This is a genomic window from Clostridium sp. AF36-4, assembly GCF_003435975.1.
GTDB lineage: Bacteria > Bacillota > Clostridia > Lachnospirales > Lachnospiraceae > Eubacterium_F.
In genome coordinates, this window is sequence record NZ_QTVH01000009.1 from 958 (window position 1) to 16,899 (window position 15,942).

The 15,942-nt window shown below is 41.9% G+C and carries 14 protein-coding genes; 2 read left to right on the plus strand and 12 right to left on the minus strand.

Annotated features, from left to right (window positions below; all coding sequences use genetic code 11):
• The 6 genes from DW005_RS06395 to aroC form a co-directional block, all read right to left on the minus strand.
• Nucleotides 1-246: hypothetical protein (locus DW005_RS06395; protein ID WP_207658732.1), on the minus strand; the 246-nt coding region annotated here is incomplete at its 3' end.
• Nucleotides 247-281: 35 nt separating this feature from the next.
• A complete protein-coding gene (locus tag DW005_RS06400) occupies nt 282-761 on the minus strand; it encodes a hypothetical protein (protein WP_117478632.1) in 480 nt (159 codons plus the stop codon).
• Nucleotides 762-782: 21 nt separating this feature from the next.
• Nucleotides 783-3,875, minus strand: a complete 3,093-nt coding sequence (locus DW005_RS06405) for a DNRLRE domain-containing protein (protein WP_117478633.1) — start codon at nt 3,873-3,875, stop codon at nt 783-785.
• A 128-nt stretch (nt 3,876-4,003) separates the two neighbouring features.
• Nucleotides 4,004-4,522 (minus strand): ADP-ribosylglycohydrolase family protein, encoded by a 519-nt coding sequence (locus tag DW005_RS06410; protein ID WP_117478634.1) that lies wholly within the window; start codon nt 4,520-4,522, stop codon nt 4,004-4,006.
• Nucleotides 4,523-4,671: 149 nt separating this feature from the next.
• The gene (locus DW005_RS06415) at nt 4,672-5,298 is read right to left on the minus strand and encodes an HAD family hydrolase (RefSeq protein WP_117478635.1); all 627 of its coding nucleotides are present in this window, start codon (nt 5,296-5,298) and stop codon (nt 4,672-4,674) included.
• A gap of 369 nt (nt 5,299-5,667) precedes the next feature.
• On the minus strand, nt 5,668-6,774 hold the full coding sequence (aroC, locus tag DW005_RS06420; RefSeq protein WP_117478636.1) for a chorismate synthase: 1,107 nt from the start codon (nt 6,772-6,774) through the stop codon (nt 5,668-5,670).
• A 91-nt stretch (nt 6,775-6,865) separates the two neighbouring features.
• On the opposite strand from aroC, the gene DW005_RS06425 reads away from it, so the two are divergent.
• The gene (locus DW005_RS06425) at nt 6,866-7,735 is read left to right on the plus strand and encodes a chemotaxis protein CheX (protein WP_117478637.1); all 870 of its coding nucleotides are present in this window, start codon (nt 6,866-6,868) and stop codon (nt 7,733-7,735) included.
• Between the two features lie 18 nt (nt 7,736-7,753).
• Nucleotides 7,754-8,113, plus strand: a complete 360-nt coding sequence (locus DW005_RS06430; protein ID WP_022376396.1) for a response regulator — start codon at nt 7,754-7,756, stop codon at nt 8,111-8,113.
• A 213-nt stretch (nt 8,114-8,326) separates the two neighbouring features.
• Here the strand turns inward: DW005_RS06430 and DW005_RS06435 are convergent, their stop codons facing one another.
• The 6 genes from DW005_RS06435 to raiA all read right to left on the minus strand — a co-directional run bounded on the left by DW005_RS06435 (nt 8,327) and on the right by raiA (nt 15,609).
• A complete protein-coding gene (locus tag DW005_RS06435; protein WP_117478638.1) occupies nt 8,327-9,094 on the minus strand; it encodes a hypothetical protein in 768 nt (255 codons plus the stop codon).
• A gap of 32 nt (nt 9,095-9,126) precedes the next feature.
• Nucleotides 9,127-10,332 carry a homoserine dehydrogenase gene (locus DW005_RS06440; RefSeq protein WP_117478639.1) on the minus strand — a complete coding sequence of 402 codons (1,206 nt, stop codon included), beginning with the start codon at nt 10,330-10,332 and terminating at the stop codon, nt 9,127-9,129.
• Nucleotides 10,333-10,360: 28 nt separating this feature from the next.
• Nucleotides 10,361-10,837 (minus strand): chemotaxis protein CheW, encoded by a 477-nt coding sequence (locus DW005_RS06445; RefSeq protein WP_117478640.1) that lies wholly within the window; start codon nt 10,835-10,837, stop codon nt 10,361-10,363.
• A 13-nt stretch (nt 10,838-10,850) separates the two neighbouring features.
• A protein-coding gene (gene prfB, locus DW005_RS06450) for a peptide chain release factor 2 (protein ID WP_117478641.1) occupies nt 10,851-11,955 on the minus strand; the annotation gives its coding sequence in 2 pieces (ribosomal slippage) (nt 10,851-11,879 and nt 11,881-11,955; 1,104 coding nt in all).
• Between the two features lie 46 nt (nt 11,956-12,001).
• Nucleotides 12,002-14,551 carry a preprotein translocase subunit SecA gene (gene secA / locus DW005_RS06455; RefSeq protein ID WP_117478642.1) on the minus strand — a complete coding sequence of 850 codons (2,550 nt, stop codon included), beginning with the start codon at nt 14,549-14,551 and terminating at the stop codon, nt 12,002-12,004.
• 530 nt (nt 14,552-15,081) lie between these two features.
• Nucleotides 15,082-15,609, minus strand: a complete 528-nt coding sequence (gene raiA / locus DW005_RS06460; protein ID WP_022376390.1) for a ribosome-associated translation inhibitor RaiA — start codon at nt 15,607-15,609, stop codon at nt 15,082-15,084.
• Between the last annotated feature and the right edge of the window lie 333 nt (nt 15,610-15,942).

Consider the following 15,942-nt stretch of genomic DNA (forward strand, 5'->3'; position numbering starts at 1 on the left):
AAGGTCGGTACGGGAAAGCATGAGCCGCCCGCTTGGCGTGTCGACACCGTCCGGGTTCTCTGCCTCTAACGGGGAACCGGCAAGATAGTTCTCATAGACGCCACGGAAAGTATCTCCATAGGCTGCCTCCACTGCTGTCTGATAAGTTTCTCCGGCAGCTTTACTGATGGTGCTGCAGGAGAAAACTGCCACGCCACACAAAACTGCTGTTGTAATTCCGTGAATCACTGCTCTTAAGTCTCTCATAAATTTAAACTCCTCTTCTTCCTGTTATGTCTTTTTTATTTCGGAACCTCGGCCGTTTCTGCCGCCTGCAGTTCCTCTTTCTTTACCACATCGGACCACTTCCGATTGTCCGAGGCTTTTCCTTTTGCCCGAATCAGTTCCATCGCTTTTTTTCCGGTCTGTACCGACAGTTTTTCCGCCTTTTCCAAATCTTCTAAGCGGTAGCCTTCTTTCTGCATCTGGTACTTTATATTTTCATCGATTGTAAAAAACTCTTTTTCCAGCTGTTTGTTTGTCTTTTCCCAGTCGTTTGTCTTCTTCTGTATTCTGGCTACTTCTTCTTTGTCGGTTTCATACAAGGTGGCATATACGTCTGCCACCTGTCGGTCATCTTTGGAAAGGGACCGGTAAATCTTATCCCCCTGCCCCTTTGTAGAGGGCTCTTTTCTCTGCAGTAAAAATAATCCGGCGAAAACGCATAAAATTACTGCAGCTGCCACAAATATTATCTTTTTCCCATATTGCTTTTGTTTCATTGTTTTCTCCCTCCCTGTCTCTTATGACTGCTCTGTCATGGTATAAGCAATCTCCGTCTTACCATCTTTTTTTGCCTCTACCGGAATGGACTGATACGTTTCACAAGATTCACCACGCTCCAGACTTCCGGTTAATTTCCAGACCATTACACCTTTTTTCGGCTGGTATTTTAATAACGTGACGCCCTCCACGCCTTCTTTTAAATCATCTTCCTCAGCAAAAGAAGATGCGTTTTGAATCTCCAGTTCCTTTGGATTTACGGAAATCGTAACGACTTTACTTTGTCCTTTTTTTAAGTTTCCGGCGTTGATTTGCAATTCATAATGACTGCCCTGTCTGACTTCCATCTGTTTTTTGGTCGTCTGCACTTTGACGGTGTACTGTTCAACCACATCCAGTACACCAAAGCCTGTCATTTCACCACCAATGCTGTAAAGCTCATTGCCACAGGCCGCTAAAACAGACTCCTGTTTCTTCAGATTCATGGCAGATACTTCGCTCCACTCATCCAGATAAGCGTCGTATACATAAACGTCTTTTGTCTCACTTTCTTTTACCAGATAAATTTTACCGCGAATCACTACCGGTGCCGCAAAACGGTCAGAAACCGTATACGGACACACCGTTCCCGGCTCTTCCCATGTATTTTCTTCCGGCAGATACTCTTCAAAAAATAAACTTGATTCTTTCTCTTTCAAAACAAACACACGATTATCTACGGCTGCCGCTCCAAGAATCGTACTGGTTCCCGGCATAACGGTTGTTTCCCATGTATCTGTATTCATATCATAAACATCCACCCGGTCTGTAGCTCCTGCTTTTGAAAAAGCATATACTTTCTTGTCGCAAACGGCTGTGGAAAGATTCGTTCTTCCCTCTTTCATGGCTGCCTTTTTCTGCCACTGCTTACTCTCTGTATGATATACATAGACATTTTTCAATGCTTTCGCATCTGTCTTTGTGCTTGTCTGTCCACCGATTACGTAAATATCTTTGCTATCTGCAATCATGGCTGCCTTGCAGATACCGGAGACATTTCCCGGATAATCCGGCAAACTCTCCCATGTTTTCTTTTCCGTATCAAATGCAGCAAAGGAGGAAAGTGAGCCGGTTTCATTCTCACCGCCAAGTACATATAATTTCTCACCTGCTGTTACAACCGATGCATTTTTACGTGATTTCTCCATCGGTGTCTGATAAACCCATTCCGACTGACTTGCCGTGTTGTAAACCATACGTGAGGATTCTCCGGTCAGCGTTTTATTTTCTCTTGCCGTAACGGTAAATCCAAGTGTTTTTCTAACTGTATCATTTGTATACAGATACTCATAACTTGTGCCGGTCACAATCGTTTCTCCGATTTTTCTGCTTCCATCGTAAATACAGACAACATATTCTTTGGCATGTTCGACCGGCTGCCATGTCAGTGTATAACTATCCTGTCCTTTTATCCCTGTCACTTCCGGAATGGCAAAACGTTTTTTCAAATGCAGCGTATAACTGCCGGTTGCTTTGTTTTTTGCACTAACCTTTATGTAGCGTCTTTTGTTGTAACTGCCCACAAAGGAAAAGTTTTTGTTCGTTCCGGTATTATCCGCATAGCCAACCCGCTCTTTACTCTCATCATACATGGTTGCCTGCGTATCCATGGCAGAATCGGTATATACCTCATACGCAATGCCCGGTTTCGTGTCAAAGTAGAAATAGTTTTCCTGACCTTCTTTGATAATGTCTCTGGTAATTGGCTCATTTTCCTTTAACTGAACAGCTCCATCAAATCCTACTACTTCATAATTCACGGTAAAATACGGATTTCTGTCTAATTCCGCCTGATATGTGCAATTTGTGTTTTCTGCAACCAGAGTGGCACCATAATTATTCTCCCCCTGATGCCATCCTTTCACAAGCGCCGTCACATCCAGTGAATAACTTCCTTTTTTCTGGATGCCGATCTTGGCTGCTGCCTCTGCCTCATAAGCCGGACGGTTGTTGAACGTCAGTTTTTTCGCAGACCATTTATCTTTTACTTTGTGCACAGAAATATCAAATGTTTTTCCTGCTCCCATTTTTAATGTCTTTTTATTTTTGATATGTAACGCTGCACTTCGTATCTGTGCATTCGGCTTTTTCAAATCCGCTATCGCTGACATCTGAACAAATCCAATACATTTATTCGCCTGTAAAAGCAGTGATTTATCATAGGTAAATGTTCCGTTTGGTGCTCCGCTGTAGGCTGCTCCTACTTTTACATTTCTGCTGTGTTTGTCTGTCAGATAACTGGTTCGCATCTCCATTGGGAATTTTCTCTTTTTACTGTTCCACCATTTCTTTGACGGCGTCACGGTAAGAGTCTTTTTCTTCTTGTTATATTTGACTTTTACTTTAGAAGTAGAAACTCCGTTTGCATCGGTCACAATTGTATGCAGACGCTGGTATTTTTTCTTGCCCTTTTTCGTTTTGAAATATACCTGATTTCCCTTTACCTTGATTTTCATTTTTCCTGCATTGATTTTGAACGTCCACTTCTTTGCCTTCTGCTTTTTCGACACGGTAATGACTTCCTGCACACGTTCCGGGAAAATGTTATAGGTGATGCTTGTGTTTTTTAACACTTTGGAGTAAGAAACAATATTTTGGTTTAATACATCGGTTTGTTTGGATTTCTTGGGATTGCTGATTTTACCATTCACCGCTTTCATCTTTTTCCCATTCAATGACCAGGATAAGCAAGCAGAGCCTCGTTTTAAGGAAATCATTGACTTTTTATTCGCCTTTTTGGACACTTTAATCGATAAATCTGTAGATTTTGTTTTATATTGTTTCTTTCCTGATTTCACAAGTGTCGTATTAATTTCTTTCCAGACACCTTTCTTTTTATAGTGAACCGGCATCGAATACGCGACTGCCGTAAAACTTCCATCGGATAACGCAAACTGTTTAAGGAACCGGTTTCTCTTATTGATTAGCTCCTTGGTAATCTTCGCATTGACTGATACGGTATCCGCTTTTACCTCTTTCCATGCCGCCCCCGGTAAATGCACTCCCGATAGCAGCAGTGCCGCCGCGGCCGCTCCGCCAACAATTTGTTTGCATTTTCTTTCTGTTATTTTCATAATTAAACTCTCCTCTCTATTTATTCGTTCATTTTTTTATTATAATAGAGAAAAGTTTATTTGAAAAGGAACAGTAGCTCCATTTTCAGGAACTACCGGTAATGTTTTTGTATGATTTTGTCGAAAAATTACATTTTTTCTGCAAGTTCCATAATCCACTCTTTTTTCGGAATAACTGCGAGCCAATCCTTTGGAAGATCGTCCATCCCATAATAAAGTGCTGCCGGAAGTATCCGCATCAGCGAGCCATTTCCATTATCAAACTCTCCCTTTTCTCCACACAATAGCGGTTCTGTTCCTCTGCCGTAATTCATAATTGCTTTGCAGGTAGAGATACCACAATCAAAATTTTCCTGATACGGTATGTAATCGCCATATAAAATCCAATTACTAAATTTGTCCATCAACCGTTTGTAATCTGGCTGTTGTGTTTCTATCTCTCCCAACCACTCCATCGTTGCAACTGCCATACTGGAATCATCTGACCATGTACCGGCCGGCTGATTATGTGTTCCGTATCCTATCATGTCCGTTACCGGAGTTTCTTTCAATTCGTCACGGGACACAAACTCCACCGGAACTCCCAGGGCATCTCCGATGACCAAGCCCATTATGGAGGCTGCATATTTCTTTTTTAATTGGTTCATTTTATATCACCCCTATCAACACAATAAGTCCTGCCACCGCAAAAGCAAGAACCAAATACATTATGGTAGCCAGTCCTCGTTTTATCAAAATTTTCTTCCACGGGTCAGTATAGTTGACGCCTTCCATTCCTTCAATAAGCCATATTTTACTATGTCCTACCCATAAGCACTTTCACAATTTCACCTATATTCTCTATGATATAATCTGGTTTTTCATATTCTTTTTCAACGCTCTGATACTTTGCAAATCCCTGACGTACCCAGATCGTTTTCATACCGAGCTGCCTTGCCGGAACAATATCATTTTCAAGTCTGTCTCCGACCATTATTGCATTTTGTGGATTACAGCCAGCCTGCTCAAGCGCCAACCTAAAGATTCTCAAATCCGGCTTTTCATACCCCGCTTCTGCGGAAGCTGTGACAACATCAAAATAATGCAAAACTCCCCAATTATGTAATCTCTTTTTTGTCCCCGCTAATTGATTTGCAATAATGCCCAATTTATATTTGCCTGACAAAGCTTTTAGCACATCTTCTATTCCTAAATAAAACTTTTCTAAACTACTGTCCCATTCCGGCAAAGTGACTCCGTAAGCCTGTGCCGCCTGTTTTATCGGTGTAGGACTTACTTTTGCCGCCTGATGCACTTTTTCCATAAATTCATCACGTTCCAAGCCCTTCGCACTTATCACGTAACTGCATCTGCTTTCATAAACATCCGATTCATCAACCAGTGTTGAACCAACATCTAAAAAAACCCATTTTATCTCACTCATTCATACCCGCCTCCTATTCCTCGGACTATTATTTCATAAATCCACCAGATAATTGACTGAAAATTCAAATTTCGTTCTAACAGTCAACCTTTTTCGCTGTCTCCGTTGACTGCTTTTAAGCTTTTTCTTGACTAGGTCACCCTTTTTCGCTGTCTTCGTTGACTGCTTTTAAGCTTTTTCTCAACTAGGTCAACCTTTTCGCCCTTTTTCGTTGACTTGAATCCACAATATTGAAAAACCAGTCAACCATGATGTATGATTGGGATGACTTATTTGACAAAAACTTGTTTTTAGGTCAACTTTCTCGCAAATATCGTTGACTTATTTTACGTCTTTTGAAATAGCAGTCATCACATCCCCAAATTCTACTTACTCGCCTTTATAAAATTCACGAATCTTATCCATGCGTGCGGTCATTCCGACGAAAAGCCGATCAACAAGCGTAATGGCTGCCATGGATTCTACCACAACAACCGCACGAGGCATAATCACCGGGTCATGGCGGCCCTTAATCTCGATTTGTACATTTTCACCATCACGGTTTACGGTTTCCTGCGGCTGGAAAATCGAAGGCGTTGGCTTGAATGCAGCGCGAAGTACAATATCATCACCATCGCTCATACCACCTAAAATTCCACCGGCAAAATTCGTATGTTTTTTCACCTTGCCGTCCGCTCCCATATAGAAACCGTCATTATTTTCGGAACCACATTTATCAGCAACGGCAAAACCGGCACCGATTTCAACACCTTTTACCGCACCAATGGAGAAAATCGCTGCGGACAGCATAGCATCCAACTTGCCAAAAACCGGCTCTCCGATTCCTGCCGGCATGCCGCTGATTACACATTCAATCATACCGCCTACGGAATCATGCGCCTCCATTTTTTCTGCCAGATAATCTTCAGCAAGAGAAGACTTTTCCAAATCCGGCATGCGCAGCGGACTCTTTTCAATGTTCTCCAAAGACATCTTTTCTTCCTCGCATACAAATGGTCCAATCTGCTTTGTGTAAGCAGTTACGGTAACTCCAAGCTCGCTTAAAATTTTCATGGCAATGGCACCGGCTGCCACACGTCCAATAGTCTCACGCCCGGAGGAACGTCCACCGCCTCTGTAATCGCGGAATCCGTATTTGGCATCAAACGTAAAATCCGCATGGCCCGGACGAAATACATTTGCAATGTTGGAGTAATCACCGGATTTCTGCGAGGTGTTCACGACAACCATGGAAATCGGTGTTCCGGTTGTCTTTCCTTCAAATACACCGGACATAATTTTTACTTTATCGCCTTCTTTGCGGGGCGTCGAATATTTCGTCTCGCCCGGTTTTCTTCTATCAAGACACTTTTGTATATCCTCTTCAGAAAGGGAAATGCCAGCCGGCGCACCATCGACAACAACTCCTACTCCCCCGCCATGAGATTCTCCCCATGTCGACACGCGAAACACTTCTCCCCATATTGAACCTGCCATACGACAAACACTTCCTTTCTCTACATTTCTTCATTGAACTTTTCTGCGTTCTATTGTATAATAATTTTACAACAATTGAAAGGAGATTTTTATGTTTAGTCAGTTTTTTGGTCAATATTTATTAGATAACCAGAAAATCACCGCTGAGCAATTTTCCTCCTGCATGAAATACATTAAAGACAATCGCGTCAAACTGGGGTTAATTGCAGAGAACGAGGGGTTATTAACTCGCAATCAAGCGAATGAATTGAATTATTTGCAAATGCAGACAGACAAACGTTTTGGTGATTTGGCTGTGGAGAAGGGTTACTTAACGGAAGCAGATGTAAATTATCTGCTTGGTCGCCAGGGAAATCCGTACCTGATTTTCATTCAGGGGCTGGAAGAAAACGGCATTATGAGCCGTGATGAAATTGAGACAGCTCTTGATGCATTCCAAAAGGAGAATGGTTTCTCCGATGAAATTTTAAAAGCAATTCAGGATGGTAATATCGAAGGTATGATTCCTGCATTTGTTGATGCGAAAGATTCTCGTTACCAGTCGTTGATTGGTCTTACATTAAGAAACATTGTACGTTTTGTAAGTTCTTACATACGCATCGAGAAGGGACAGTTTGTCACCTCTCACAGTGCAAAGTATATTGCTTACCAGCATACAACCGGTGATTATGATGGTTTTCTTGGTTTCACCTGTGATGATGACAGCATTTTAGCGCTTGCCGACGGTTACGCAAAAGAAACTTTTGATACGGTCGATGAAGACGCTTTGGATTCGGTTTGTGAATTTACAAACTGTGTCAACGGACTGTATGCTACTGAATTAAGTTATCAGGATACAACCATCGATATGCAGCCGCCGGAATTTAAATTTGATTCATCCATTGATGGAGAAGGCGAGTTCTATGTATTGCCGGTTTACATTGACGGCAAACATTCAGACCTTATTGTAAAATTAGGCTAGATAAAGGAGATTGGAACTATGGCAAAAATATTGATTGTTGACGATTCCCGTACGTCGCGTCGTATGCTTCGCAACATTCTCGTCGAGAATGGACACGAAGTCATCGGGGAAGCAGAGAATGGTCAGATTGGATTTGAAAAGTATATTGAATTAAAACCGGATATTGTAACACTGGATATCACGATGCCGGTTCTGGACGGTCTTGGTGCATTGGAGAAAATCATTGCTTATGATGAAAATGCACATGCAGTAATGGTTACTGCTGCCGGACAGAAAAACAAAATGGTGGATGCCATTAAATTAGGTGCAAACGAATTTGTTCAGAAGCCTTTTGAGCCGGACCAGATTTTGAGCGTCATAGGGAATATTACAAAATAATAACTATTCAGGACACAAGGTGTAGAAATGAATGAAACGTCGTGCTTGCACGTAAGAATCATTCATTCCTACACCTTGTGTTCGAATAGGGCTCTCCACCTCAAAATGAGCATTTTTAGCCTTGTCAAAGGCGATATAGAACACGAAGTGTTCGAAATGCGAATTGATAGGTGGAGAAGTCCTGAATAGTTATTATTTCGCTAATTTTAAATCTCAACTTTTTACTTGTTTCTCTGATTGATACCAGTTTCTTACCATCCACACAGATACGGCGGCAACGAATGCGAGTACAACCATATACACAATCTTAGCGACAAGTGCCGGTGCATAAGTATTTAAAATCACGTCAGTGAATCGGATAAATACATACACAATGATTGGCGTAAGCCATGCGGCAAGTCTCTTCTTTTCCAAGTAATTCTTTCCAACCAAAAAGGCAACGCCCATGTAAACAAGTACCACTAAAATGTTGCGGATGGCGTCCAAATATAACGATGCGGTAGATGTCGATAAAATACTCGCTTTTGCCATATCCGTTCCGGTAAATGCTCCTACGTTAATCCGTATCGCATAATAAAGCTGGAATCCATAAGTAAGAAGTGCGGCTCCAAGACCAAAGCCAAGTCCTACCGTTGTTGAGCGGTACAAGGAACGCTGCTTGGTGTTTGTCAAATAAACACCCCAGTACAATCCTGCTGCAACAAAAACACTGCCCGCAAGTGCTTCAACAAACGCAACTACAACCGCATTTCCACCGGTCGCATTCAAAACATCCCGCATTTTTGTAAGTGCAAGGAGCCCCAAGAAGCTGTAGATAATTTCCTGCCAGAAATATCCCATGATTCCGTAACCAATGGCTCCGAGCATTCCACGCTCCACTTTACTGGACTGTTTCCATAAGATATAAAAAGGAATCAAAACGGCAATCAGTGGCAGCAAAATTGCCATCACATAGCCCATCATTTGTCCTGTTGATACCATAGTTTCCTCCTTCTCAGTGAGTCTCTCTTTTGCTAGAATCCAACACGAATTCTCGTAATAAATGTATCAAACTGAGAAATAGTTTCGTTAAATTCTTTTTCTGTCATGGTTCCTGTCAAAAAGCCAAATTCATCTGCAATTCCACCATCTACCGGTGTAACTTCTTCAAACAAATCTTCTGCTTTGGCTTTTTCACTTGTACCGATGCGGACGAAGAAACGGTTTTTCATTTCATCCATTGGAGCAACTTCCTGTTTTTCATCTTCCCAGATTGTCATCACATTGACATTCATATGTTTTACTGCGTCTACCACATCCGATACAACCGCACTTGCTGTTGCCTCTTTTCCGGCACCTTTACCATAAAACATAACATCACCAAGCATGTTCCCCGTCACACAGATTGCATTAAATACATCATTCACTGCGTACAGTGGATTGTCTGCCTGAATCATCTGTGGTGCAACCATTGCATACAATTTATTTCCTTCTTTACGGCTTGTGCCAAAGATTTTAATAGCAGCGCCAAGGGCTTTTGCATATTTGAAATCTTCTGCCGTAATTTTGGTAATTCCTTCGGTATAAATATCCTCGTAATCCACCTGCTGTCCGTATGCTAAAGAAGTCAAAATCGCAATCTTACGGCAGGCATCATATCCTTCCACATCTGCGGTCGGGTCTTTTTCTGCATAGCCAAGTTCCTGTGCCTCTTTCAAAACGTCGGCAAAATCAGAACCTTCCTGCGCCATCTTCGTAAGGATATAGTTTGTCGTTCCATTTAAAATACCATTAATCTGCTCGATTCGGTCAGCAGTCAGACTCTGGTTTAACGGTCTGATAATCGGAATACCACCGCCGACACTCGCCTCAAACAAGAAGTTTACCGTCTTGCTCTTTGCGATATGCACAAGTTCTGCTCCATAAGCAGCCACCAGTTCTTTGTTGGATGTACATACACTTTTTCCGGCTAACAGAGATTTTTTCACAAATTCATAAGCCGGTTTCGTTCCGCCCATGGTCTCTACAACAATGTCCACTTCCGGGTCTTCTAAGATAACATTAAAATCATGTACTACTTTGGACTGAATCGGGTCGTCCGGGAAATCACGAAGATCTAATACATATTTCACTTCCACTTCCTGTCCGGCTCTCTTTGCAATAATTTTTGCATTTGTCTGAATCACCTTAACAACACCGGAACCAACCGTTCCATAACCTAACACTGCAATTCGAATCATTTTTTCCTCCATTTCCAAATCAAAAGTCTTACTCTTCGTTAGACTCTTCACTTTTGCTTTTCAGCACTTTATCAACTTCCTGCCATTCTTCTTTTGTGAGAAGGCTTCCCGGATTAATACTAAGAATCAACCGTCCCTTGTGGTTTACCACAAAGTCGGCATACGCCGTCTTTTTCGTGTGCACAAGTGCCGGGAAATCCTGTATTTCATCGCCATCCGCCTGAATAATATTCGAAACACCATCCACTAAAACGGCTGCTTTCCCCTGCGGCAGCTGAAACACCAGATACTTGGTCTCCCCTGTTACGGGCACCGGCGGCAGAACCAGTTTCTTTTTCAGATTTAGCAAAGGAACCCACTCATCACGGATTGAAACAATGCCTAAAAAGCCATCGGAAAGCCCGGGCTCCTTTGCGTATTCCACGTAATTTTCAATTCCCTGTATCTCGGAAACATCTGCTCCGTATTCTTTGCCACTCAAAAAAAATGTAACGACTTCTTTCATACCTTATCCCCTTCTAACTGTTAATCCATTTCAAATAGGCATTCATAAACATGTCAATATCACCATCTAATACCGCAGAAACATTTCCGGTCTCTGCATTGGTCCGATGGTCTTTTACCATCGTGTACGGCTGCATAACATAAGAGCGAATCTGACTGCCCCAGCCAATTTCTTTGACTTCACCACGGATATCGGATTCTTTTGCAAGATTTTCCTGTTCACGCAAAATCAAAAGTTTCGCTTTGAGCATCTGCATCGCTTTATCCTTATTCATATGCTGTGAACGCTCATTCTGACATTGTACCACAATACCCGTTGGAAAATGGGTAATTCGGATTGCCGATGACGTTTTGTTGATATGCTGTCCACCGGCACCGCTCGAACGGTACGTGTCAATTCGGATATCATCATCTGCGATTTCAATATCAATATCCTGCTTAATATCCGGCATGACGTCACACGACACAAACGAAGTCTGTCGTTTTCCCGCCGCATTAAACGGTGAGATACGCACCAGACGATGAACGCCGTGCTCACTCTTTAAATAACCATAAGCATTATCTCCTTGAATTTCCAATGTGACGGATTTCAGTCCTGCCTCATCACCATCCAGTGAGTCTAAAACTTCTACGGTAAAGCCGCGTTTGTCTGCCCATTTCTCATACATACGGCACAACATACTTGCCCAATCGCAGCTCTCTGTGCCACCGGCTCCTGCATGCAGGGTAAGAATCGCATTCTCGGCATCATGCTCACCGGTAAGCATCGTTGTAATTCGTAAATCTTCAAATTCCTTCTGGAATTGCACAAACTCATTTTCAACTTCCGGAACCAGTGACTCATCCGCCTCTTCATTCCCCATCTCAATCAGCGTCATAATATCGTCATACGCCATGCTGAGTGCATCGGCACGTTCAACAATACTCTTTAAGTCCTTTAATTCCTTCATATCCGCACTTGCCTTCTCGGCATCGTCCCAAAAGTCAGGTGCTTCCATATTTCTCTCAAGTTCTTCAATCCTTAACTTTTTCTCTGCTAAGTTAAAGTGAATCCCTTACTTCCAGAAGTGGTTTTTCAAAACTGCTCAGTTCGATTCGGATGTTATCCAATTCAACCACAAAATCACCACCTTAATTTTTTTATGCAAACGCAGTCATTCACTGCTTATCTGCCACAGCAATATTTGTATTTTTTCCCGGAACCACATGGGCACGGTGCATTTCGGCTGATTTTTTCCGATTTACGGACAATCGGTGCATTTGCCGAATCATCTTTATTGGTTCCTGTCACTTCAGCAACCTGCTCACGCTCAACCTTCTGCTCAATGCGGACATGCATCAGCATCTTAACCGTCTCTTCACGAATGGACTCCGTCATATCGTTGAACATATCATAGCCCTGTAAACGATACTCGACAACCGGGTCTCTCTGTCCAAATGCCTGAAGTCCGATTCCCTGACGAAGCTGATCCATATCGTCTATGTGATCCATCCAGCGGCTATCCGTTACTTTTAAAATAACGACACGCTCAATCTCACGAATCTGCTCCGGCTCCGGAAATTCTGCTTCTTTTGTCTCATACAGACGAAGAGCCTCTTCTTTCAAATTCTGAATCAATTCCTGTTTTGAACCGCAACCCTCTCCGGTAACCGGTTTAACCGGAATCATCGGAATGAGAATTTCATTCAACTCCTTCAAATTCCACTCGGAAGGTCCCTGATCATCGCCAATTACCATATTGACATATTTTTCAACCAGTTCATCAATCATGCTGATAATAGTATCACGCATGTCATCGCCATCGAGCACCTTGCGGCGCTCTGCATAAATAATCTCACGCTGCTCGTTATTAATCTGGTCATATTCCAACAGATTTTTACGGATTCCATAGTTGTTGCTCTCAATCTTCTTCTGTGCACGCTCAATCGCTTTATTCAGCATCTTGTGCTGAATCTGCTCGCCTTCCGGCATACCAAGCGAATTAAACATCTGCATCAGATTCTGGGAACCGAACAAACGCATCAAATCATCTTCCAGCGAAATGTAGAATTTCGATTCACCAGGGTCTCCCTGACGTCCGGCACGACCACGCAGCTGATTATCAATTCGGCGGGATTCATGACGTTCTGTACCAATAATTTTCAAACCGCCAAGTTCGGTTACGCCCTCGCCCAGTTTAATATCTGTACCACGTCCAGCCATGTTTGTCGCAATCGTAACTGCTCCAATCTGACCGGCATCTGCGATAATCTCTGCCTCAAGTTCATGGAACTTTGCATTCAATACTTTATGTGGAATTCCACGTTTTTTCAACAACTGTGACAATTCTTCCGAAGCGTCAATCGTAATCGTACCAACAAGTACCGGCTGTCCTTTTTCATGACTTGCCACAATATCTTCAACAATTGCATTCAATTTCTCGCGTTTTGTTTTATATACGGAATCGTTGTGGTCAATACGTTTTACCGGCAGGTTTGTCGGCACTTCAACAACGTCCATGCCGTAAATCTCACGGAACTCTTTTTCCTCTGTGAGAGCGGTACCGGTCATACCACATTTCTTATCATATTTATTAAAGAAGTTCTGGAATGTAATTGTGGCAAGAGTTTTACTCTCTCTCTTCACTTTTACATGCTCTTTTGCTTCAATTGCCTGATGTAAACCGTCCGAATAACGTCTTCCCGGCATGATACGTCCGGTAAATTCGTCTACGATAAGTACCTGGTCATCTTTTACCACATAATCCTTATCAAGATGCATCAACGCATGTGCACGAAGTGATAAGTTTACGCAGTGCTGAATCTCTAAGTTTTCCGGGTCGGCTAAGTTTTCCAAATGGAAGAAACGCTCTACCTTTTTGATACCCTGCTCGGTAAGATTTACTGTCTTTTCCTTTTCGTTTGCAACATAGTCACCGGTTTCGTTATTATCTTCTTTCATGATAATGTCCATCTTGGACAATTCTTTTTCAGTACCTTTTTTCAACTGGCGCACTAAGTTATCACACGCCTCGTAAATCTTTGTCGATTTTCCGCTGGAACCGGAAATAATAAGTGGTGTTCTCGCCTCGTCAATCAATACCGAGTCAACCTCATCGACAATGGCATAGTGTAAATCACGCTGTACTAACTGCTCTTTGTAAATAACCATGTTGTCACGCAGGTAATCAAATCCCAGTTCGTTATTTGTCGCATATGTAATATCACAGTTATATGCTTCTCTTCTCTCGTCATTGTCCATGCTGTTCAAAATAACACCGACTGTCAAACCAAGAAATTCATGAATCTGCCCCATCCACTCTGCATCACGCTTTGCCAGATAGTCGTTTACTGTTACGATATGAACACCTTTTCCTTCGAGCGCATTCAGATAAGCCGGGAGAGTAGATACGAGCGTTTTACCTTCACCGGTACGCATCTCGGTAATACGTCCCTGATGTAAAATGACACCACCAATCAACTGTACACGAAAATGTCTCAGTCCGATGGTTCTCTTAGAAGCCTCACGTACAACCGCATACGCTTCCGGTAAAATGTCATCCAAAGTTTCTTTATCTGCTAAACGTTTCTTAAACTCCGCCGTTTTGCCACGAAGTTCTTCATCAGATAACTTCTCCATTTCTGGTTCAAGTGATTCAATTTTGTCAACAATCGGAATCACACGTTTCACTTCACGTTCACTATGTGTTCCTATAACCTTACTAAATAATCCCATTTTGTCACTCTCCAATTATTTTTTTAGCATTTTCTCGCTGCTACATGCCATACATCCTAACAAGAGACGTTACTGTCTCAATATGGTATTTTATCATTAGTCGGGGGAGAATGCAACCTTTTCTATTTCTTTTCAGGGTTTGTCTTTGTTTGTGACAGATGTTCGCTTAATTTTTTCAGTTTCCGTAATTTAGAAGAAATGCTTTGCGTCTTGTGGGCGCTTTCGCTTGTTGAGTGCGTAACGGTATGGGCACTGAAACTACCAGTGCCACATACCGACGTACTCAAAACCCACAATCCACAAAGCATTTCTTCTAAATTACTGGAATCTCGAGCAACTTTAAGCAAAAATCTGACAACAAATAAAATTAAAACCCGAAAAGAATAGAAAAATACATTTTTAGGAAGAGATTCTTCCCTTTTCTATTTCTTCTCTTCCTTTTTTTGTGAAAAATAAAATCACCCCCGGGGGAAGCTATATTTGCGAAGCAAATATCCTGCTTGCCACCGGGGGTGATTATTATTTTTCATTTAGAATTCCGGCTCAATCAAACCGTATGTATTGTCTTTTCTCTTATAAACAACATTTACTTCGTCGGTTTCCGAGTTGCGGAAAACGAAGAACGTGTGTCCGAGAAGTTCCATCTGTACACAGGCTTCTTCCGGATCCATCGGCTTCATCGCAAATTTTTTAGAACGAATAATAGAAATTTCTTCTTCATCATATGTGTCCTCATCAACAAATCCTTTGCTAAACTGTGCTACGTTCTGCTCTTTCTGAATCAGCTTGTTCTTATATTTACGAAGCTGGCGTTCGATAACTTCTTCCACCAAATCAATCGATACATACATATCGGTGCTTGTTTCTTCTGCACGGATAATGGTTCCTTTCATCGGTACCGTAACTTCAATTTTCTGACGATTCTTCTCTGTGCTCAATGTAACATGAACTTCTGTTGAATCATTGAAATACCGCTCGAGTTTTCCAATCTTCTCCTCAACTGCTGCACGCAATCCTTCCGTTATGTCAATGTTTTTTCCACTTATTACTAAGTTCATACTAATCAGCTCCTTTGCCCATAAGTTTCAAGATGTCCATTGGCTCATCTCGTAATCATATTATACAACAAAAACCTCTGTTCGGCAACATAAAAATCCATAAATCAGATAAACATTTTAACCTTGTGCCATCAAGTTGTCATACAATTAATTAACTTGTCTTATAGTCAAAAACATGCTACATAAGTCTACTTAAATTGTTGACAATGTTTATAACTTTGTTCACAACTAACAAATATCGCAATTTCGTCGTTTTAATTGTTGATAAATAACGCCTGCACACATGACTACAATTGTCTGCGTACAGGCGTTCGTTTTCGAGTTGTATGACTT